Annotated in this window: 24 protein-coding genes; 4 read left to right on the top strand and 20 right to left on the bottom strand. The window is 41.7% G+C overall.

The window, feature by feature from the left end:
• Positions 1–41: 41 nt before the first annotated feature.
• The 6 genes from xerD to L1611_RS00955 all read right to left on the bottom strand — a co-directional run bounded on the left by xerD (position 42) and on the right by L1611_RS00955 (position 4,424).
• Positions 42–932, bottom strand: a complete 891-nt coding sequence (gene xerD, locus L1611_RS00930; RefSeq protein WP_236311108.1) for a site-specific tyrosine recombinase XerD — start codon at positions 930–932, stop codon at positions 42–44.
• 13 nt (positions 933–945) lie between these two features.
• Positions 946–1,179 (bottom strand): YqzK family protein, encoded by a 234-nt coding sequence (locus tag L1611_RS00935; protein WP_236311111.1) that lies wholly within the window; start codon positions 1,177–1,179, stop codon positions 946–948.
• A 204-nt stretch (positions 1,180–1,383) separates the two neighbouring features.
• Entirely contained in the window at positions 1,384–1,860 is a 477-nt protein-coding gene (fur, locus tag L1611_RS00940) for a ferric iron uptake transcriptional regulator (RefSeq protein ID WP_236311113.1), read from the bottom strand.
• Positions 1,861–1,973: 113 nt separating this feature from the next.
• Positions 1,974–2,624 carry a stage II sporulation protein M gene (spoIIM, locus tag L1611_RS00945; protein WP_236311115.1) on the bottom strand — a complete coding sequence of 217 codons (651 nt, stop codon included), beginning with the start codon at positions 2,622–2,624 and terminating at the stop codon, positions 1,974–1,976.
• 87 nt (positions 2,625–2,711) lie between these two features.
• Positions 2,712–3,881, bottom strand: a complete 1,170-nt coding sequence (locus tag L1611_RS00950) for an endonuclease Q family protein (protein ID WP_236311118.1) — start codon at positions 3,879–3,881, stop codon at positions 2,712–2,714.
• A complete protein-coding gene (locus L1611_RS00955) occupies positions 3,882–4,424 on the bottom strand; it encodes an NUDIX domain-containing protein (protein WP_236311120.1) in 543 nt (180 codons plus the stop codon).
• Positions 4,425–4,524: 100 nt separating this feature from the next.
• Here L1611_RS00955 and mciZ point away from each other — a divergent pair, with 100 nt between their 5' ends.
• Together mciZ and L1611_RS00965 are read left to right on the top strand one after the other, a co-directional pair.
• Entirely contained in the window at positions 4,525–4,662 is a 138-nt protein-coding gene (gene mciZ / locus L1611_RS00960) for a Z-ring formation inhibitor MciZ (protein WP_225063800.1), read from the top strand.
• A 213-nt stretch (positions 4,663–4,875) separates the two neighbouring features.
• Positions 4,876–5,784 (top strand): aldo/keto reductase, encoded by a 909-nt coding sequence (locus tag L1611_RS00965; RefSeq protein WP_236311122.1) that lies wholly within the window; start codon positions 4,876–4,878, stop codon positions 5,782–5,784.
• Positions 5,785–6,095: 311 nt separating this feature from the next.
• On the opposite strand, the gene L1611_RS00970 is transcribed toward L1611_RS00965, so the two are convergent.
• The 5 genes from L1611_RS00970 to L1611_RS00990 all read right to left on the bottom strand — a co-directional run bounded on the left by L1611_RS00970 (position 6,096) and on the right by L1611_RS00990 (position 11,240).
• Positions 6,096–7,283: a thiolase family protein gene (locus L1611_RS00970; protein ID WP_236311124.1), complete on the bottom strand. Its 1,188-nt coding sequence runs from the start codon at positions 7,281–7,283 to the stop codon at positions 6,096–6,098.
• A gap of 28 nt (positions 7,284–7,311) precedes the next feature.
• Positions 7,312–8,595, bottom strand: a complete 1,284-nt coding sequence (locus L1611_RS00975; RefSeq protein ID WP_407681695.1) for a short-chain fatty acid transporter — start codon at positions 8,593–8,595, stop codon at positions 7,312–7,314.
• 67 nt (positions 8,596–8,662) lie between these two features.
• Entirely contained in the window at positions 8,663–9,334 is a 672-nt protein-coding gene (locus L1611_RS00980) for a CoA transferase subunit B (protein WP_236311127.1), read from the bottom strand.
• 20 nt (positions 9,335–9,354) lie between these two features.
• Entirely contained in the window at positions 9,355–10,044 is a 690-nt protein-coding gene (locus L1611_RS00985; RefSeq protein WP_236311130.1) for a CoA transferase subunit A, read from the bottom strand.
• A gap of 17 nt (positions 10,045–10,061) precedes the next feature.
• Entirely contained in the window at positions 10,062–11,240 is a 1,179-nt protein-coding gene (locus tag L1611_RS00990) for an acetyl-CoA C-acetyltransferase (RefSeq protein ID WP_236311132.1), read from the bottom strand.
• A gap of 195 nt (positions 11,241–11,435) precedes the next feature.
• Here L1611_RS00990 and L1611_RS00995 point away from each other — a divergent pair, with 195 nt between their 5' ends.
• The gene (locus tag L1611_RS00995) at positions 11,436–12,344 is read left to right on the top strand and encodes a hydroxymethylglutaryl-CoA lyase (RefSeq protein ID WP_236311134.1); all 909 of its coding nucleotides are present in this window, start codon (positions 11,436–11,438) and stop codon (positions 12,342–12,344) included.
• A gap of 332 nt (positions 12,345–12,676) precedes the next feature.
• On the opposite strand, the gene L1611_RS01000 is transcribed toward L1611_RS00995, so the two are convergent.
• From L1611_RS01000 to L1611_RS01035, 9 genes are all read right to left on the bottom strand, one after another.
• Entirely contained in the window at positions 12,677–13,762 is a 1,086-nt protein-coding gene (locus L1611_RS01000; RefSeq protein WP_236311136.1) for an FAD-dependent oxidoreductase, read from the bottom strand.
• Between the two features lie 163 nt (positions 13,763–13,925).
• Positions 13,926–14,588, bottom strand: a complete 663-nt coding sequence (locus L1611_RS01005; protein WP_236311139.1) for a TVP38/TMEM64 family protein — start codon at positions 14,586–14,588, stop codon at positions 13,926–13,928.
• Between the two features lie 635 nt (positions 14,589–15,223).
• The gene (locus L1611_RS20855) at positions 15,224–15,319 is read right to left on the bottom strand and encodes a putative holin-like toxin (RefSeq protein WP_225063790.1); all 96 of its coding nucleotides are present in this window, start codon (positions 15,317–15,319) and stop codon (positions 15,224–15,226) included.
• 596 nt (positions 15,320–15,915) lie between these two features.
• Positions 15,916–16,458 carry a putative periplasmic lipoprotein gene (locus tag L1611_RS01010; protein ID WP_236311141.1) on the bottom strand — a complete coding sequence of 181 codons (543 nt, stop codon included), beginning with the start codon at positions 16,456–16,458 and terminating at the stop codon, positions 15,916–15,918.
• A 380-nt stretch (positions 16,459–16,838) separates the two neighbouring features.
• Positions 16,839–17,363 carry an RNA polymerase sigma factor gene (locus tag L1611_RS01015; RefSeq protein ID WP_236311142.1) on the bottom strand — a complete coding sequence of 175 codons (525 nt, stop codon included), beginning with the start codon at positions 17,361–17,363 and terminating at the stop codon, positions 16,839–16,841.
• 17 nt (positions 17,364–17,380) lie between these two features.
• Positions 17,381–19,390: a DUF6449 domain-containing protein gene (locus L1611_RS01020; protein WP_236311145.1), complete on the bottom strand. Its 2,010-nt coding sequence runs from the start codon at positions 19,388–19,390 to the stop codon at positions 17,381–17,383.
• Complete coding sequence (locus tag L1611_RS01025; RefSeq protein WP_236311148.1) at positions 19,365–20,264, bottom strand: ABC transporter ATP-binding protein; 900 nt, start codon at positions 20,262–20,264, stop codon at positions 19,365–19,367. Before L1611_RS01025 ends, L1611_RS01020 begins: the two co-directional genes overlap by 26 nt.
• Positions 20,248–20,646: a GntR family transcriptional regulator gene (locus tag L1611_RS01030; RefSeq protein WP_236311150.1), complete on the bottom strand. Its 399-nt coding sequence runs from the start codon at positions 20,644–20,646 to the stop codon at positions 20,248–20,250. Before L1611_RS01030 ends, L1611_RS01025 begins: the two co-directional genes overlap by 17 nt.
• 319 nt (positions 20,647–20,965) lie before the next feature.
• Positions 20,966–21,175, bottom strand: coding sequence for a hypothetical protein (locus L1611_RS01035; protein ID WP_236311152.1), 210 nt, complete (start codon positions 21,173–21,175; stop codon positions 20,966–20,968).
• A 190-nt stretch (positions 21,176–21,365) separates the two neighbouring features.
• On the opposite strand from L1611_RS01035, the gene L1611_RS01040 reads away from it, so the two are divergent.
• Positions 21,366–22,223, top strand: a complete 858-nt coding sequence (locus L1611_RS01040) for a dimethylarginine dimethylaminohydrolase family protein (RefSeq protein ID WP_236311154.1) — start codon at positions 21,366–21,368, stop codon at positions 22,221–22,223.
• Positions 22,224–22,286: the final 63 nt, after the last annotated feature.

Here is a 22,286-nt window from a genome sequence, read left to right on the forward strand (position 1 = left end):
TATCATGTTTTAAAAGCGTTTTCACGTATTTTCATCTATTTTTAAGCTCTTGGATGATAGGTTGAATAGATGTCTTTCAATCTTGATTTCGTTACATGTGTATAAATCTGTGTCGTAGAGATGTCAACATGACCTAGTAATTCCTGTACCGCTCTTAAATCGGCACCATTTTCAAGCAAATGCGTTGCAAACGAATGTCTTAATGTATGAGGAGTCAATTCTTTCTGGATATTCGCTGCTAGAGACAGTTTCTTCAAGATTTTCCAAAAGCCTTGTCTCGTAAGCCGGTTTCCATGATGGTTCAAAAATAATGCGTCCGTAGTCTTTTTTTTCAGCAGCTTTCCCCGTCCCTTTTCGATATAGGCTGTCAAAGCTTCTGTCGCCATCCTCCCCACCGGTATGATACGCTCCTTGTCCCCTTTTCCGAGGCATCTTACAAATCCCATTGTCAAATGAACATCTGATAGATTCAAATGGATAAGTTCAGAGACACGAATACCTGTCGCATATAATAGTTCGATCATCGCACGGTCTCTTATACCATACGCTGAATTGCTTTCTGGCGCTTCCATCAAATTCTCTACTTCTTGTGAAGATAAAATCTTCGGTAACTTTCGCTCCGTTTTCGGTGTTTCAATATGTACAGATGGGTCCTGGTCAGTGACCCTTTCACGGATAAGAAATTGGTGAAACGATCGTATAGAAGCGATCGTCCTCGCAATCGTCGTTGACGCTCGTCCTGAATCTTTCAGGTGGTATAAATACGTCATGATATCGTTTCTGCGTACTTGATTTAAGTCCTTATGATCCAATTCCTTCTGTAGAAAAGCCGTGTATTGTTTCAAATCCCGCTGGTACGATTGCAGTGTATTGTCAGAGAGTCCACGTTCAACGGTCAAGTAATGCAGATAATCCTGAACCTCGTCCTTCATGAGCAAACGCTCCTTATTCCCCAATTTCATAAAATAGTTGTAGCCTTTCAATCCAATCAAATCCATCCTCTTCATCCGAATAAGCCTGGAACACTTTAACTGCTCGTCCTTCAGGCTCATCATATCGATGGAAATCTTGATATTGTCCATTCAACCATAAAAGGCCATAATAAAATAAAAGTGTACAGCATGCAAAAGCAAGAAAAACCTTGCATGAGCTCCACAATAAACGAATGAGTGAAACCATCGTATTGCCTCCCAGTTTGTCCTTCTTACAGGATATGCCTGTAAACTGGCAGATTATACGTCAAAACTGGGATTGTAACAAGAAAACAAAGCAATACCAAGCCTCCACTACATAACGGTATAGCGAAAAGAAAACTGACCCTCTGCTATGATTCTATGCGGGTCAGTCTTTCCATGCAACATGGTATCTCAGCGAGTCTTTTCCTTATTTCGTCGTCACTTCTTCTTCATTTTCAACATCTGCTTTATCATGGCATCGATGGCAGATTCCATGGAAGGTAAGCCGATGATCTTTTATTTTGAAATTCCAATCCTTTTCGACCACTTGTTCCACTTCTCCAAGCAAGTCTTCCTGAATCTCATCGACTGCTCCACATTCAATGCATACTAAATGATGATGGAAGTGGGCTGCCCCTTCTTTGCGAAGGTCATACCTTGATACACCATCCCCAAAATTGATTTTATCGACAATTTTCAATTCAGTAAGCAGTTCCAAGGTTCGGTATACAGTAGCCAATCCGATCTCTGGTGCTTTATCCTTGACGAGTAGATACACGTCTTCGGCGCTTAAATGGTCTTCTTCCCGCTCAAGTAGAACGCGGACTGTCGCCTCGCGCTGGGGGGTAAGTTTATAGCTCTGTGAATGGAGCTGTTTTTTGATACGATTGATACGATTTTCCAAGACGACCCCTCCCACACTCTATGTATATTCTTATTATAAGCACGGGTATAGGGGGTGTCAAATTATAATTATTTTAAATTGGATATTAGAATTATTATTACTTAATAAGGTCATTAATTGAAAATACCGATTGTCGCTTTAATTAATGTTGGGGATAGGAATGCTTCAATAAAAGACGCACTTGCCCCTAGAATCATAATAATGATCACCATGGCCGTGTATCTTAATAACAATGGCATCAACGGCGTCTTCATCCTGTTTGAGAATTGGGCTTTGATCAGGGTTAAGGAGATAGCAACCGCTGCTGTAGTCAGCAAAATGAACGCGGGAATCAGAATCAAGTTTTGAGGCATGACTGAAACGAAAGACAACAGGAATCCTTGCCAGCCCATTTGATTAACTAGAAAACCGACAGTAAATCCGACAACCATCCCCTTTAAAAATAATAATACAAGGATGACCGGCACCCCGATGATCGATAGACCTAAAAGCCAGATCAATCCCATATATTTTATATAATGAAAGAAGCTTTGTGTGAACATTGCAGAGGCACTCGCCACTTCCCCACCCGAAACTTGTCCAAAAAAGCGGTTCAGATAATGGAATAAATCTTCTTTCTGCATCAAACTTAAACTATTGACAATGACTGCACCGAACACAATCCCCATCATGAGTAAAACGGTAGTAAATGTATATAAGGAAGAATGTTCTTGTAAATGTTGCGAAAATGTTCGTTTCATACCATAAGTAACCCGATGCTCCATCCTATTTCCTCCCTCATGATCTCTTACTTTCAATTTATGAAAGGAAATCATAGAGTATGACCGGGTTCTGTTTATTTAAAGATTTCTTTAATCAAGCTTCCCATAACGTCCTCCACCGCCCTCTTTCAAACTCAGGTTCCCATTCCTTGAATCTATGATTTTATCTACGAGTCGTGCTGGAAGAACCTCCAAGAGATTTTCATCTGAAACAAAATGAATGACCTCCATGTCTGTTCCGAACCTCTCTCTTAATTTATTCAGCATCCTTGGTCCGATACCGGGAATGAACTCGAGAGGTACATGATGGGTATAGGGTGGTCTAGTTGAGATGGAGTTCCGTTTATCAGAGTCCGACAATTCATTAATCCGATTGGAGACCCCTTTGACTATACGGCCTTTTTTACAGTGCGGGCATGTTATGCTTTCCCCAGAAGTGATCAACGTACCGCATTTTGCACAGCAGGTCCGAAAGTACTTTCCAAGTTGCGGATGGAGTCCATAATTGCCAGTTATGTTTCTCCCCTCCAATCCTTTCAGCGCTAGGGAAAATTCCCTGAACGAAAGCTCTTTAACCTCGAGTGACTGGTATTCCCGCCCGATCTTTTCCAGTGAATGAGCATCTGAGTTTGATAGGAAAGGATAACCTTCTAACTCTCCGACGTGGCCAGCCATACGGGTATCACAACTTAAGCCTAATTCGATTGCATCGATTTCTTCAGGTTGGAAAACTTCCACCAAACTTTTTTCAACACCTTTTCCATACAAGCTTTTAAAAGGAGTGAATGCGTGAGCGATAACAAACAATCCATCCAGTTCTTTCGTCTTCTTTTGCAATTCAGCAGCTTCACCGTAAAAACGTTGCGAGGAAAGATTACGATTTGTCATCCGTTCTACCAACCAATTGCTGAAATGTTTCATGCTTCTTAAATAAGGTAAAAAGACTAATACATGGATAGGTCCACGGCAATTTTCATCATAAATCTCAATTTCTGAACCTAGAATCAAACAACCGTTTTCTTGTATCAAACCACCCTCACGATGCTCAGTCAACTCGCCTTTTTCCATCATTTGTTCCAGTTCATAGATGACCTCTGGCACATGGCAATCGATGATCCCGACCATCTGGATCCCTTTATCATGGAACGAGGTTTCCAAAACATTAGGGAGCGTCAAATTTTTAGAAGCTGATATTTTTACCGGGTTACCGGACAATGTATTTCCTAAATGGATATGGAAGTCTGCAAAGATTCGTTCCATTTAAGATCCAGCATCCTTAAGCTGTAGGTATTGGATGGCAAAAGCTGTTTTTGCATCATATATTTCTTGAGTTTTAACAAGTTCAATCGCTTCTTCCAGGGTCACTTCCATCCTCTCGACAAACTCGTCTTGATCCAACTGGACTTCACCCTGCTCTAACTGATCCGTATAAAAAATATGAATGAGTTCATCAGCAAAACCTGGAGATGTATAAAATGATTGGAGATATGTCAGCTCTTTGCTCCGATAACCTGTTTCCTCTTCCAATTCACGGTGTGCACATACTTCGGGAATTTCACCCTTTTCAAGCTTTCCTGCAGGTATTTCGATAATTTCCCGGTTCAACGGCTTCCGGTACTGACGGACAAGGACGATTTTATTCTCTGATGTAATCGCCAAAATGGCTACTGCCCCTGGGTGCTTTATGACTTCCCTTTGGCTTGTCTTTCCGTCAGGAAGTTCGACCTCTTCAAGGTGGAGATCGATAATTCTACCGTTATATATGACCTCAGAATTGATCGTTTTTTCTTCTAACTTTTTCATATCACATAACTCCTTGTGCTAAATCTACCTTTCCATACATAAAGTCTATCATATGCGATTATCCTAATCCTAATTATGAGAGACGAAGGGAGTCAAATTCATGAAGGTTTATTTGCAGCCAAACAGTGTGACATTAGTCGGGAAAGCATGGCAAGTACGCTACATGTTGAAAAAATATATGGCGGAATACAACACGGTCCAGGATTGGATCGAAGGGCGTCATAAGAAACAGGTATGAGACAACACCTTCGCTTAGGTGTTGTTTTTACTTCTATATTAAGAATTGACTAAAAAATCCGCGTTATCACCGATATATTTTGAAAACGCACCGATATTTTTGAAATCTGCACCGATATTTTCGAATAAACTGAGTCAGACAGATACATCCAGATCAAGAAAGATGTTTTCTGGTTCCATCTCGTGGTAATGTACTAATCAGGAGGTGCTCTTAATGAGATTAAACAGACTTGGATCTTCAGAATTACAAGTATCAGAACTCGGACTAGGGTGCATGTCACTAAGATCTGATGAAAAAGAAGCGACAAAGATCATCCACAAAGCACTTGATAAAGGCGTTACATTAATTGACACCGCTGATCTTTACGATTTTGGGAAAAATGAAAAATTAGTAGGTAAAGCCTTGAAAGGAAAACGGGAGCAATGTGTATTGGCAACAAAGGTGGGAAACCGTTGGGACCATGTTGAAGAAGGCTGGGAATGGGCACCAAGTAAAGATTACATAAAAACAGCTGTCAAGCATTCCTTGCAGAGATTGGGCACGGATTACATCGACTTGTATCAGCTTCACGGCGGTACGATCAATGATCCGATCGATGAAATCATCGAGGCATTCGAGGATTTAAAAGCAGAAGGATTGATCCGTGAGTATGGTATATCCTCCATCCGCCCCAATGTGATCAAAGAATACCTTAAACGTTCCAATATTGTCAGTATCATGATGCAGTACAGTCTATTGGATCGGAGACCTGAAGAATGGTTGAACATGATCCAGGCCCATGGTGTATCTGTAATCGCTAGGGGGCCGCTTGCAAAAGGGAACCTTACTGACCGGATTTTTACAGGAAAAGCTTCGGAAAAAGGATTCCTCGACTACGTACCTTCTGAAATCAATGATCTTATGATAAAGGTGAAAGATATATCCGATGGAAGGATGCTGTCTCATCTCGCACTCCGTTATCCATTGCATCATCCTGCTGTCGCAACGACAATTCCTGGAGCCAGTTCAGTCGAACAGGTGGATGATAATACGGAAGCTTCTAATGTTGACCTGAGTGATGAGGAAATCAGTCTATTCAAACAATGGACGAAGCAGACATACTATGATAAGCATCGTGACTAAAGAATGAAAACTTAACTTTTGATTTAGTAAAACTGACATTTATATTTGTGAAACGGCCTAATGAAAAGCGCAAACGCCCTGGTCAACCACGAAGGGCACTGGAAGTCCGACGAGGAGGCTCGAACCAAACAAAGTTCGGTTCTGCGTGGGTAACATTTTAAGTAGTACTTCAATGTGTCGCCGCCGCAGGAGGTCTGAAGTGATCCAAGTGGTTGGGCGTTGGAGCTAGACATTTCTTCACAGCACCAAAATTTTTATGCTTTCTCATCCTTCAAAAAAAGAACCTCGAGACATGACTCGAGGTTCTTGTATCATCTATTTTCGTTTTCAATGACCATTGCGATTCCTTGGCCGCCACCGATACAAAGACTTGCGACCCCAAATCGTTTGTTTTGAAGCTGTAGTTCATAAGCAAGCGATAACAATAATCGTGATCCGCTAGCACCGACTGGATGTCCAAGTGCAACAGCACCACCGTTTACATTGGTCTTTTCACGATCCAGGGCAAGTTCCTTTTCAACTGCTAAATATTGAGTAGCAAAGGCTTCATTAACCTCAAACAAATCAATCTGATCAATTGACAGACCAGCTCGTTCCAAGGCAATCTTGATTGCTGGAACCGGGCCGATCCCCATGACTGCTGGATCGACGCCGCAGACAGCCCACGATCGGATTTTTGAAAGAGGAGCCATACCTTTCTTTTTTACGAACGGTTCAGTTGCGATGACCAACGAAACAGCTCCATCGTTAATTCCACTGGAGTTACCCGCTGTAACGGACCCGCCTTTTTTAAAGGTTGGTTTCAGTTTCGCCAGCCCTTCCACAGAAGTTGTAGACCTGACATGCTCATCAGTCTCTACAGTCCGTACATCTTTACGCTCTTGTACTTCAACAGGGACGATTTCTCGCTTGAAACGGCCTGACTTGATTGCCTCGGATGCACGTTGATGGCTGATGGTCGAAAATTCATCTTGCTCTTGCCTTGATATGCCGTACTGCCCAGAAAGGTTCTCTGCGGTGATCCCCATCCCATTTCCAATCGCTTCATCCCTTAAGGTCAATAGCAACATATCCTCGAACTGGACATTCCCCAGCTTAGGATGGCCGAATCGATTTGTAAATGATACGTGGGGACTCATCGACATGTTGTCCACCCCACCTACAAGAGCTGCGGTCCCTTCATTCAAAAGCAAGGAATGCACACCAGAGATGACAGATTGCAAGCCTGATCCACAAAGACGGTTTACGAGCATGGCTGGCGTCCTGACAGGAACCCCTGATCCAGTAGCGATATGACGGGCTACATATGGCGCATTTGTACTGCTATGGATCACATTCCCATAAATGACCTGATCGATTTCATCCGGAGATACTTGTGAACGTTTCATCGCTTCCTTCGCTGTGACTATACCTAACTCTGTAGGACCAATACTTGCGAATGACTTACCGAATGATGTGAAAGCTGTTCTAGCTCCCTCTAAAATGTAAATACCGTCCAATCCGTTCACCTTCCCCCTTAGGTAATCCTTAAATGAACACCAGTCCTATCGATATGAATAATCCACTGACTAGCATTGCGATGACACAGAAGCCCATGATATCCTTGGCAGATAACCCAGCGATCGCTAGCGCAGGAAGTGCCCAGAATGGTTGGATCATATTCGTCCATGCATCTCCCCAGGCTACCGCCATTGCCGTCTTCGCGGCCCCGATACCAAGCTCCTCACCAGCCATCAGCATGATCGGAGCTTGAACTGCCCATTGGCCTCCACCTGATGGAACGAAGAAGTTGACGATCCCTGCACTTAAGAATGCAAAGAATGGAAAAGTAAGTTCATTTGAAATGTTCACGAACCATTTTGACATTTCAGCAGCTAATCCACTTGCCACCATCATCCCCATGATCCCTGCATAGAAAGGGAATTGGATGATGATCCCGCCCGCACCTTTGACAGCTTCAGATACACTATTGATGAATCTTCTAGGCGTCCCATGCAATAAGATTCCAAAGAAAAGGAAAATAAAGTTGACGATATCCAAGTTCAGGCTGAATCCATTTGTCGTAAAATAATAAACCATGAAAGCCAAGCCCAATATACCGATGACCATGGACAGGATCCAACTATTTTCCAACTTTTCTGCAGGGGTGTTCGCCTCTACTGATGCAGCCTCGACATTCTTATCTTCTAAAATAGAACGATCGATGTAAAACTGGTTATCTTTCTGGTTCATCATCAGCCTGTTTACAATCGGCAATGTAATAAACAAGGCAATTACGATGAAGATATTGAACGGTGCAAAAATCGTTGCTGAGGTAGGAATGACACCGATGATATCACTTGTAAAATGGTCTGGCGTTGCAATCGTCAAAGGAATCGATCCAGAAAAACCGCCATGCCAGACTAAAAAGCCGCTATATGCACTCGCGATCAATAACCGATAATCCACTTTTTCCACTTTTTTTGCCAGTTCTTTAGCGAATAGTGCACCGATGACAAGCCCGAACCCCCAGTTGATCCAGCTAGCTGCAAGGGATACGATTGTAACGAATATGATTGCCTGCCCTGGTTTCGAAACGAGAGAGGCCAACTTCCGCAGCCCTTTTTTAAATAAAGGACTGCTCGCTAAGACGTACCCCGTTACAAGAATAAGGACCATTTGCATAGCAAACGTCAACAGGTTCCAGAATCCTTCCCCCCAGAAGGTGACCATTTCTACCGGGTTGCTTCTTGTAATGATCATTCCCATTACAAAAACGACTAGTGTTAGGATGACCACGAATAAGAATGGATCTGGTAGATATCGCTGCATGATCCGATTTGAAAGTGCTGTTAACCTCTTCACTTAGTCCCCCCCACTTTCTTAAACTCAAATAAAATTAAAATGCATTTGTTCTTACGTCATTTGCAATGATCAAGGTCGGTTCAGTCGATTCCTGGATTTCTTCAGGAGTAAATCCTTCAGCTATCTCAACAAGCTTGAGACCTTCAGGCGTGACATCGATGACAGCCCGATCTGTGATGATACGGTCCACCACACCGCTCCCCGTCAGCGGCAATGAGCATTTATTGAGGATTTTCGGCTGTCCGCTTTTATTGACATGATCCATGATGACGATGATCCTCTTGGCACCGTGTACGAGGTCCATCGCTCCTCCCATACCTTTGATCATCTTTCCTGGAATCATCCAATTGGCAAGGTCGCCATTGCCTGAAACCTCCATACCTCCCAGAATGGCAAGATCGATATGGCCACCGCGTATCATACCGAATGACTCTGAGCTATCAAAATATGATGCTCCTTTTGTCGCAGTCACTGTCTCTTTCCCTGCATTGATCAAATCAGGATCAACTTCATCTTCAGTCGGATAACGTCCGATCCCAAGCAAACCGTTTTCGGATTGAAGAACAACCTGTTTATTATCTGAAATATAATTCGCAACTAAGGTCGGCATACCGATGCCAAGGTTTACGTAGAATCCATCCTCTATTTCCTTTTCCGCTCTCCTTGCTATGCGCTCACGTACAAGTGCTTTGTCTACTTTTGTCATTGTTATTTCCTCCTCTGCAGTTATTTCGTAACGGTCAGGCGTTCAATTTTCTTTTGCTGCTCACCAACGATCAACTTCTGAACATAGATGCTTGGTGTGTGGATTCGATCTGGATCCAATTCACCGATCTCATACAATTCCTCCACCTCAGCAATCGTGATTTTACCAGCTGCAGCAATCATAGGGTTGAAGTTCCGGGCAGTCTTGTTATAAATGAGGTTCCCCATTTTGTCTGCTTTCTGCGCTCGGACCAGGCTGGCATCTGCTGTCATGCCATATTCCAACAGATAATCTTTACCGTCAAAGTTACGGACTTCCCTGCCCTCAGCTAATGGAGTACCTACTCCCGCTGGCGTATAGAAGGCGGGGATGCCCGCACCGCCTGCACGGATCCGCTCAGCAAGCGTACCCTGGGGAATCAATTCGACTTCAATTTCCCCAGACAGGACCTGACGTTCGAATTCTTTGTTTTCACCGACATAAGAGCCTACCATTTTCTTGATCTGTTTGTTCTTTAGAAGCTGGCCAAGCCCCCAATCATCGACTCCACAGTTATTGGAGATCACGGTCAAATCTTTGACACCGCTTTCAACAAGTGCAAGAATCAAGTTCTCTGGAATCCCGACAAGTCCAAAGCCCCCTACCATGATTGTATCTCCATCTTTAATAACCTTCACCGCTTCTAAAAATGTTGTTTCAACTGGTTTCATATTTTTTCATCTCCTTTTTAAGCTTCATTTTCTATGATTGTCGCAACTCCCTGGCCGCCGCCGATACATAAAGTCGCAAGCCCATATTGTTCATTCCTTCGTTTCAATTCATGGATCAATGTCACGAGAACACGGGTTCCGCTTGCCCCGATCGGGTGTCCGAGTGCTATCGCCCCGCCGTTTACATTGAGGATATCCTTATTGAGACCCAAATCTTTCCCTACTGCTAAAGATTGGGCTGCGAAAGCTTCATTCGCTTCAATCAGATTCATAGCATCCATTGTCAGATTCGCTCTTTCCAACACCTTTCTCGTTGCTGGAACAGGACCGATACCCATGATGCTTGGATCAACGCCAGCGGATGCATTTGCACGGATGACCACCAATGGTTTCAAACCAAGCTCCTCTGCTTTTTGACGGCTCATGACAATCACGGCTGCTGCTCCGTCGTTGATTCCGGAAGCATTTCCTGCAGTCACCATGCCGTCCTTTTTGAAAGCAGGTAGAAGCTTCGCTAATTTTTCAGCTGTTGATTTCTTCGGGTGTTCATCTGTGTCAAAAACGATTGGATCTCCTTTCCGCTGAGGAATTTTTACAGGAACAATTTCCTCTTTAAAACGTCCGCTTTCAATTGCACTCGCTGCTTTTTCCTGACTCCATGCTGCAAATTCATCAAGCTCCTCACGCTTCAAGCCATGTGTTTCACATAAATTCTCTGCCGTAATCCCCATGTGGTAGTCATTGAAAGCACACCAGAGACCGTCATGGATCATTGAATCGACAACATTCTGGTCCCCCATTTTATATCCGTCACGTGCTCCTTTTAAAAGATAGGGAGCTTGGCTCATATTTTCCATTCCCCCGGCCACTACAATATCCGCATCCCCTAAAAGGATTGATTGAGCAGCTAGATGGACTGCCTTCAAACCGGATCCGCATACTTTATTGATCGTCATCGACGAAGTCGTATCAGCTAGCCCTGCTTTCATACCTGCTTGTCTTGCGGGGTTTTGGCCAAGTCCGGCCTGGAGGACATTCCCCATGATCACTTCATCAACTTCAGATATCCCTGCACGTCTCAAAGCTTCTTTTATCACGATTCCACCGAGTTCTGTGGCAGATATTGATTTCAAGCTACCACTAAAACCCCCGATCGGTGTTCTAACCGCGCTTACTATGACAGCTTCTCTCTCCATCCCTTTGTTGCCTCCTTAAATTTGTTGTTATCTGTCTTACCCTGTCTATTTCTCAGTCATTTCCGAATTCTCCTTCTTATCAAACAATATTTCTCCGAAAGAAGGAAAATACTTGCCCTTTAAAATTTCTTCACGTTACAATGAAAGATAATGTATATAAAACGCTTACATATGTTGTTAAATGGAGGTCTCGCTATGAACTTGCCTGAGAAAGTCACAATCATTGAAGTTGGACCAAGGGATGGTTTGCAGAATGAAAAAAATCAAGTCCCTACAGATGCAAAAATAACGTTTATAAAAGACCTGAAAAACGCTGGGATTACTGAAATCGAATTGACCTCATTCGTGTCCCCGAAGTGGGTTCCCCAAATGCGTGATGCAAAAGAGGTCATAGACGCTTGCCTTGACGATAAGCGGAACTTTGTGCTTGCACCGAACCGGAAAGGGGTCGAACGGCTTTATGAAACAGATGGAAAGGATGTCGCGGTATTCGTAGGTGTCAGTTCTTCCTTCAATAAAAAGAATATCAACAAGACAACCGGGGAAAGCATGGCTGATTTGAAACCGATTCTCGCTGAGTTGAAGCAGAAAGGGTATTTTGTTCGGGCATGCATTTCCACATCCTTCTACTGCCCATATGATGGGAAGGTCGACCCCAAAGATGTCATTGCCTTATGTACGCAATTTGCAGACTTCGGTGTAGATGAGTTAAGTGTAGCTGATACGATCGGAATGGCAAATCCACTCGAAAGCTATCAATTATTCAATGAATTGCAAAGACAATTAGGAGACAGGGTCCTGCTGACTGCACATTTCCATGATACAAGAGGCATGGCTTTAGCAAATATTTATGCTTGCCTTCAGGCTGGGATTACGAGATTCGATACCTCGGCTGGTGGGTTGGGGGGATGCCCATTCGCTCCGGGTGCCACAGGGAATGTTGCCACTGAAGATGTCGTTTTCATGCTCCATCAGATGGGGATCGGAACAGGTATTGACCTAAAAGGGCTCCACAAAGCGATCCAAGGAATCTCCGAACATGTAACAAGGAACATTGAAACCAAGTATTATAATTTAGCAGAGAAAAAGGCTTCCCACACATAATCAACTTTAGGAGCTACCCTTAGCAGTCTTTTTATTGACAAGAAAAGCGAAAACACCCCTGATCAGCCACGTAGGTCACTGGAAGTCCGACGAGGAGGCTTTTGCCGCCGCAGGAGGACTGATGTTAGCCAAGCAGCTGGACGTTGGAGCTAGGCATTCCTTTACTGCGCAAAAATTTTATTTTTTCTCATCTTGAAAAAAGAGAAATGTGGCCTCATTAACGGAGAGGCCACATTCTTTATTATTCGGATGTTGAAGTTTTCACTAATTCGGCTTTCAGCATAAGGAGTTTTTTATTTATGTTCTGCTTTGCTTCAGCAAAAAATATTCCTTCATTGATTAGAAGATACAAAACGACGGTCGATTTTATCTTTCAGTTTCCATGCAAGTTTGTTAGTAGTCGAGAAAGAGCCCAATTCCAAAAACGCTTTCCGGTGACCAACCGAAACGATCGATAATACTCGATTTTGCGGATGAAAATGGTACCCCTCACCTGACCCAATGTACCCTTTGAGATTCTCAGCCAACACTTCTCCTTGTCTTGCAGCCGAATCAGTAGTTCTAGGTAGGTTTGGATGATCACGGATTGTCACACCTTTTCCAGCTCCAAATATAAACGGAAATTCTTTGATCTGAAGAGTGTCCTCAACAAGCAAATATCCTTGATCATCTGTAGGAAGCTTGGAACTATTATATATTTTCGGTGATTCCAAACCTGTCATCCATAAAAGACAATCATACGTTATTATTCGCTTATCTGTGGTAATCGTTCCTCCACTGACGTCGACGACCTGTTCATTTTCCAACACCTGGACGCCTGTGTCTTGCAACATTCCTTTTAATCTCTGTAATCCTTTCTTCCCATTCTGTTCGCAGCCGTTTTCTGAACTGATTAAAATGACTTCACCATCAACTTCATGTTTCTGTTTCCACGCTTGGATCGCAAAGCTCATTTCAATGCTTGGCGTCCCCCCTCCAACTATTGCCACCGTCCCTTTTTTTCTCTCATCGTTTTGAAAACGTCGGATGTGATGTTTTCGGTCATATTGAACGATCTTCTCTTGTTCTGGAAGTAGTTCATTTCCCTTCCGCCGTGTACCAATATCAAAGGATAAGACATCGAAAGATAATATATCCCCTTTATCGGTAAGGACCCTTTTCTGTTTCACATCAATAGAAAGCGCGGTCCCATGAATCAGTTGAATTCCTGCCTTCTCTGCAAGTTCTGCTAAATCGATCTGAAGGTCCTCCAACTGGTAAATCCCTTCCACAAACCCGGCAAACATATCAGAGTAATAAAAGGTATTAGTCGGATTGAGCAGGGAGACTTCACAATCCTGTAAAGAGTTTCTTTTCAGTTTTCTCAATAAAGAAAGGTGGGCTTGACCAGCACCGATCAATAAAAGTTTTTTTGACATCAAATTCTCCTCAATCAACAATTCGGTCAGACCCCCTATCAAAGGTCTAGCTGTTTACCAAATTTCATCCATGACCCTACCTGAGCGACCGATCCATGCGACTATACCGAATGTTTTTGCTCCAGCAATATTCCAAGTACTTTGAATAACCACTATTTACCTTTCACTCTTGATCAAATCTCACAGCTAACAGGGAGGACAATTTTTTTCTAAATAGGATCGGCAGTGCTGTCAAAACGACTAGGCTTACAATTGAAAGGATGATCAATTCATTTTCCCCAGTATACGTACTGCTACCGATACCGCAATAGATAACTGCCCCTGGAACGAGCCCAAGTAAGGTGGCAAAAAAATAATGGGAAAAACGGATATTCGATACCGCACTAAGATATGTAACCAAGTCAAAATGCAAAAATGGCAACAGACGGAGGATCAATAGGAAGATGAACCCTTTTTTATCAATTTGTTGGCGTAAAGCATCATATTTCTCAGTAGAGGGCACTGCACCATATGTGATTCCTAATTTACGAATAACAAATAACGAGAGGATCGCTCCCAGACACGCTCCGATGATTGTCAATAGGACCCCAAACCAAAAGCCGAAAGCTAATCCTCCGACTATTGCTAACAAAGAGGCCGGAAACAAAACAAGCGGTCGTACTGTAAACATGATAAGATAAATGCCTGGTGCTATCCAACCGAAAGACATCACCCAATTACGTATTTTCCATGGTGGGATTTCCAAAAAAGCTTGGTTCAGCCAAATGAAAAATCCAATGATAATGATGAATATCGTGCCTTTGCGTATCCATTTTCGTTTGTCCATCTTGTGCGTTCCCTCTTTTTGTAAGGCTGTTTTCGTATAGTTTGTTGTTTTAGATTTTGGAAATATACACCCTTTCCGCGTTAATCTGCAAGCCTCCTTACTTGCACACGGATGGGCCGGCTTCGACGTTCACCACAGGACGTGGTATTTTTTAGTCGAAGATCTTTTTATTTTGTGGGCTGGTACGGGGTCTCGCTTAGCTTACTTTCCAGCGGGAGTCTTACATATTTCCGGTTATCATTTCCACATCACATTCAATTAGCAACAAATTTCAAGAAAACAGCGTTTTTGTAAAATCCTTAGTCCATATGATCATAGAACCCTGCCCTTTCATTATGTCCCCTGAAACCTGGATGTTATCACTCAGCCTGAAATACAACAAATTCCTTATAGACTTCACCCCATAGAAAAATTTTAATTCACAAAACTTAGAAATGGCCATATATATTTGTAATGATCTCATTTAAGGTTACGATTATGTAAAACTGTGGTATTCTAATAATAGGACAACATATACTAATAAAAACCGCAGGTGCTCCCAACACCTGCGGATAGATAGCGCAATAGATTTCCCTCAAAGGGGGAGGCTATTGAGATGGATAACCACCCTGTACAGGTTCCAAACTCAAGGGTGGTTATTTTCTTTTATCAGGAAAAGACAACAACGTAACGACGAACAGTCCGAATGTGATCATCAGACTAATTGCTTCGAACGTTGTCAAGGGCTGCACCCCCTTCCTACACTGCTTGACACAGTTGCTGGGGATAAGCCTTCCACCCTCGAGTATCCTCTACTGCACCATTACTATTATACCACGGTTCCATCATTTTCCTCATCGTCAATTTGAGCTAAATTACTTCAAAAATTTTGGCTATGCTATACTCATTGTTGATTCCCGGCAATTCACTCCCATTTCCGCGTACGATCCACAAACCTCCTCGCCTTTCAACTTGGTTAAATAAAAATTTAGATTGTTTTTCTTCAACCCCCACAGGCATATCAAATGACCCGAAACTTATTACCACAACCCCCTTAAAAGTTATTATGGAAGGACACTTCGGATGTAGCATCCCCTGCATTCAAAGTGTCCTTTTTGTTATTCTCTCAACTTTCGCAGTATAAAAACTTATGTAAAGCTTGATGTATCAATCGTTGAATAAGATTTTATAGCAGAAACAAATAAAAAAACATTCCTACTTTGGTAAAACAGTCGGTAACTATATAATTCATCGCCAATTGATATCTGAAGTATTATTCTGAACCCGAGAAAATTCCTAACAACTCAAGATCACCAATAGTTGTAGAAGCCATCTCTTTTCAGCTTATTTAATGAGTTATAAATTCAAAATCGTCATGTGTAGGTTCTTCGTTTGTATATGCAATCCAATACATATATTGCATATATAAATCATTAGTAAGTTCTTCTACGTAAGTTACAGATTTAGCAGATTCACCTAAGACTTTAATCCCCTTAACATTCGTATCTTCTGGCTTTTTATCTGGTAAAAGTATCGTTACAGTCGGAGCTTCATCCCTTCCAAAAATCAAAGCATCCGCTTCCTGAAGACCAATTGACGCAGTACGGTCCTCTGGGCCTGCTACCCATTCTAATTTTCCATTACTATTCTTTAAAATAACTAAATCAGGATTATGAGTGTTGGATTCATGTTTATTTTTAAAAATCACGTAAACAAAATTATCTTTTATGTCATAATCAATAATCTCTTTATTGCTTAATTCGTTTTCTGACATAACATTGATGATCTGTTCTTCTAGTGTTTGACTTTCTGTGATAGTTGGCTCCACTGCCTCGTTTGAACAACCGATCAGAAAAAAGACTATGATAAACGATACATATAACTTTTTCATGACATCACCTCTCCTTATTGGTTATACGACATCAATAACAAAAAGTTTCACATCCCTGTTCACCTAACCTGTCCGATTTCTTAATACAATTAATTCAAACTGTTGAATCTAAAACAACCATTAATTTCATAATAAGGAGGCTTACCCTATTTCGGATAAGCCCCCCACTTTATGGAATACTTAAAATTGAGATACTCAAAGCTCGAATTGTTGACCCGGCAAAAATATACACCGATCAGAATCCACTATAATACGAGTAAAAGTAAACCTGCAATAAAGAAAGTTAGACCAAATAAAATTCTTAAACCTTCACTTGTTATTGGATCGGATATAGGTGTACTTCAAAACAGAACCCGTTAATCGAAGGGCGCCTCCATAAATCATGCACTGATCTGTTTATTAAGTTCAGTCTTGATCTGTTGTCTCGCACGGTATAATCTCGATTTGACCGTTCCGATCGGCAATTGGAGCCGCTTGGAAATCTCTTCTTCTTTCAGGCCATCTTCGTATTTGAGGAGAAACGCATCCCGCAAAGCTGGTTTAAGCTGCGCAACTTTTTGTTCGATTTCTCTCTCCATCCATACACGCTCTACGATCTGTTCGACAGCATTCTTTTCCTGGGCATGTTCATTTACAGAATAGATGACATCTTCTACCAGTATTGTACCTGATCTTTTTTCTTTACGGATTAGATCGATCGCTGTCCTTGATGCAATTGTCGAGAGCCAAGAGCCTATTTTTTCAATATCCAATATCGAATCGATTTTTTTGAAAGCTTTAATGAATGTTTCTTGTACGATATCTTCCGCCAAGTATTTGTCGTGTGTAATCATGACAGCTACCTTGAACACTTTATGCTTGAACATTTCATATATAAGATTCAAATCAATTTCTTGTCTCTGCACTTGTATTTGGCCCTCCATTATTTCACCTCACCTTTCTCATAATGTTCTTTCACAAATTCCGGAACATCCTTGTTTTGAAAACTTACTAGTTGAGCTGGTTCAGAATTCTTGAATTTGAACACAATGACGTATTCATTGCCAGGGTCAGCCCAATTTGAATTCTCCAAGCTGACCTGTATTTTTTCTTTCGAAGTGATCTTCAAAGCATTTGGGGATTTAATGACCTGCTTAGTTGCTTCAGCATCATCCCTTTTGAAATCTATGTCTTTTGATGGGGCGATGACAGCATACTCGATCTCATCAGGGTCGAGTGAAACCTCGTCTAGTAAATTTTCTTCCTCAAGCCATTTTTCAAATTGCTCATATGACGATTCGAATTGTAAATGCACTTCATTATGATCACCGCCGCTCGAAAGGTAAATATTGATGGAAGGTACAAAAGGACCCTTACTACGCTCCTCTTCAAAGGGGGCTTCTTTCACATCTGTTTTCAAAGCTTCTAAAGCGGTCGCGATCTTTTCTGGCTCATGGATGATGACCTGTCCTTCTCTTGAATCCACAGCAATCCTTGTGACTTCTTCACTTGCAATGTGGAATATTCGATTGGTTTTTTCTTTGAATTCATTTGCTTCATAAATCGGTCTCATATACGTCAGCAGTTCCTCTGTTTCCGGAACTTGATATTCTCTTATCACTTTCTCACCGTTCTTCATTTCATAAGCGATGAAGAATACGCGGGTATAATGGTATGAGCGTGAATAAGACTGTTTGTTTTCTACAAGAAACTCATGTAATTGGATGACTGAATTGATGTTCTCTTTTTTAGTCAAAGTTGGTTGATAATACTCAGGACCATTGATAGAAGACATCTCATCCTTATGTTTATAATGCCAGACTCCCTGACCAATAAAGACTTGCTCTACTTCGTCCAATTCAGGAATTCTATTTTCATATCCCGTAAGGTCAAACCGGAAAGCCACAATGGCAATGGCCACTAGTACGGCAAACAATAAATAACCTTTGAGATGGGTGAAGACCCGCCATGTCTTCTGTAAAAGCATCTCAGCAATGAGGTAACCGATAATGCTTCCCAATACATACCCGACGATCAGCCATACAAATGAGTGCTGGGTTTCTCTGAAATACATCCCACCCAATAACATGACACAGAAGGTCACACTGTATTTGAAGAATGGTTTCAACGATTGAAATACAAAAGCTTGGGAAACCCCTTCAAGATGTCTTTTTTTATAAACCACTATTCCAGCCGTATAGAAGACAATGATCATGATCAGATAGAGGATGATGTCCAACCAACTGAATACTTCATCACCCCGTGCCACTACATAGGTAAAAAATGATGTGATTGGAGAATAGCGGATCATTTGGCTGCTTAGATAGTAATCTGGTGAAAATCCATACAGGAAGTAGGTCGTGTTCATGAAAATCAGTGTCGTAAACCCGACTGGCAGCAGTAAAAGGATATAAGTAAGAACACCTTGAAGAGCTGACATACCCGTCATCGCCCCTACGAATACACCTGAAACAAAAATCAGAAGAGATACTAGTAGGATTAATCCGATCCAACTCCATATATCTTTCATTGAATAATAATTTTCCAAATCCATTGTTCCGTTCATGATCATAAGGATCGAACCGGTAATCAATACCGGTAGGACTAGATAAATAACCCCCATCCCGACATAGACGTTATAAAGGCGGGTTCTTTTAATCGGAAGGCTATGCATGAAGTCCGATGCATTCTTTACTTGTAAAAAACGGAATAGAAAGATAGAAAGCAAGACAGGCACGATAAAGACCAATATAAGCTGAATTTCACCGTTATAGTCGAAAAGATTTTCATGATAGGCGTAATAATCAGATGGATTATCACTGCTCCATATCATCAAAATCCGCATCGGCAATGTCAACAAGAGACCTGCAAGATAGATGAGCGCAATCCATCCGACACTATAAAAGCTTTGGATCATCATTTCTTTACTAAACCAGGACGTTTTTGATTGCATACCCGACATCCCCCATTTCATATATGAAGATTTCCTCTAGTGAAAGCGGCAGAAGATCGAAGACTACCGGTTTGTACTTTTCGAAATGAGTTGTAACCTCATCTGCTTGACCTCTTACGATACAGAGCATCACACTTCCGCGTTCTTCTTTATAAAGTAATTGGATCCCATCGAACAACTCTTCTGGCGTTTTTCCTTTAAAGGCTATTTGGATCTTCTGGGTATCCGATTTCAAATCGTCCAGCTCTTTTTCAAGCAAAAGCTTTCCTTTATGTAGAACCCCGACATGATCACAAATGTCTTCAATCTCCCTTAAGTTATGAGAAGAAATAAGGACTGTCATTTCCCTTTCTGCGACATCCTGCAAAATCAGATTTTTCACCTTTTTCCGCATGACAGGGTCAAGCCCGTCAATCGGTTCATCCAAAACCAGCAAATCCGGCATTGTCGACATTGATAACCAGAACGCCACCTGCCGTTGCATCCCTTTTGAAAACTTCTGGATTTTCTTATCCAATCCGATATCGAATACTTCCCTCAATTGCTGGAAACGTTCCTCGTTCCATTCAGAGTAGATGCTTTTGTAAAAGTTCGCCATCTGTTGAATGGTGTATTGCGAAAAGAAATACAACGTATCCGGGATGAAAATCATCCTGTCTTTCATTTTCGTATTTTCAAAAATCGGCTCTTTATTGATCGTCACTCTTCCTTGATCTTCACGTAAAATGCCTGCCACGATACGTAATAACGTCGTCTTCCCTGCACCATTTGAGCCGAGCAACCCAAAAATCGATCCCTTTTTGACCGTAAAGGAAACGTCTGATAAAGCTTCAATTTCATCCAACCTTTTTGCTATATTATGAACTTGAATCATCTTGTTCCCCTCCCCCAATCGACTTCTCTATGTCTGAAATACAAGCTTGGAGCTCTTCTGCTGTCATACCAATATAAAGAGCTTCCGATACCAGCTTTTTAAAATCGGATTTCACCTTTTCCAACTTTTCGGTGTTTATAGCATGTTTTGTCTCACTAACGAAGTTTCCTTTTCCTTTGATTGTATAGATATAACCTTGTGACTCAAGTTCCCGATACGCTTTTTGAATTGTGTTCGGATTGATCGTCAACTGCTGTGCAAGCACTCTTACAGACGGAAGCTGCTCATCTGTCTTCATCACATCATTGATGATGAGTACTTTGAATCTTTCGACCAATTGCTCGTAAATCGGCTTGCGGCTTCGAACATCGAGGTCAAACATCGACACCCTCCCATCTGCAATAACTGTACTAAGTGTATTAACTGTATTATTATTAATAGTACAGTTGTCATTATATACGAACTTTTCTGCTTTGAAAAGAAAAATTTACAAAGTGAAAAGAAATTCATTTATCAAGTAGGGTAATTCTATGAAAAAAACCGCTCTCGAATTGAGAGCAGCTTTGTATAAAGGGGTTAGAACGACTGTTTTGGATTGATCAGTCCAGGAGTTTCTTTGATAAAGGATATACACCTATGCTTTGCACAACCAAAGAGATGAGGACTGCGGCAAATGTAAGGGAAATGATGAATTCTGTACCCTAGCCGCCTTTTGATTGGAGGCTCAATAGTAAAAATACAGACATGGACCCTTTCATTCCAACCCAGCTAAGAAGCAGTGATTCTTTTCCAGTGATCTTCTTCCGCCAAAAAGGAAAGATTCTAGTCGTACCCGTGATTATAATGAATCTCACTACTATCGAGATAACAAAAATGAAGAAAGCCAGAATGATGTATAGAGAAACCAACATTGCTTCCCCCTATCTGCTTTTGTTTTTATTGACCAAATTCTTTGGGTGCATTTTTATATTCATTCTTTTGCAATACTGAAATACTTGATCAAGTATCTGTTAATACTATTCCTAGGTCGTTTGATCGTTAAACCACCTCTCAAGTGTCAGTCGCTCTGTCTACAGAAAAACAGTTGAAGGAGCCATCGGAATGGAAGCTCATTCTCAAAAAAGGCATAAAACGTATTGCAACAGTGAGTATGACGTATTGAAAAGAGTCATTCTCTGTGAACCTCATTACATGAGGATCCGTGATGTCATCAATGAAACTCAAAAAAAGTTCAAGAATGAAGGCATACATATCGACCGCGCAGTCGAACAACATAACCATTTCATTAAAACCTTACAGAACCATGGGGTGGAGGTAATCCTGCTCCCTTATCATGAAAAATTCCCTGAACAAGTGTTTACACGGGATATTGGCTTTACATTGGGGCAGACCCTTTTTGTTTCCAGGATGGGAAGTGATATAAGAAGAGGAGAGGAAAATGTCGTCAAACAATGGTTGGACGATGAGGAACTGCCTTATTTCAAAATCGGTGAAGACAAAATCGAAGGCGGAGATGTCCTCATTGACAGGGAGTCCATTTATGTAGGTTTAAGTAACCGCACAGATCAAAGAGCAGTCGACCATTTAAAGAGCGTATTAACCCAATACGACGTGATCGCCATTCCATTTACAGAAAAATATCTGCATCTTGATTGTATCTTCAATGTCATTTCTCCTGAAGTGGCTTTGATCTTCCCATCTGCCCTGAATAAAAAAGAGGTCGACTTTTTCGCTTCTCGTTATGAATTGATAGAAGTAACCTGTGAAGAACAATTCACACTCGGGACGAATGTATTGGCGATCGGAAATCAAAAAATCTTAAGCCTTCCGGTCAACCAAAAAGTAAACGGAAAGTTACGTGAGAAAGGTTTTGAGGTAATAGAGGTGGATATCTCTGAAATCATCAAATCCGGGGGATCTTTCCGTTGCTGTACACTTCCAATATTGCGTGCCGAATAATTCGATTACAAAGGGCTGTCCTAAAACCATTCATGTCAACACTTATGGACAACCCCTTATTCA

The sequence above is a fragment of the Pseudalkalibacillus salsuginis genome (assembly GCF_021646685.1).
Lineage (GTDB): Bacteria > Bacillota > Bacilli > Bacillales > Fictibacillaceae > Pseudalkalibacillus > Pseudalkalibacillus salsuginis.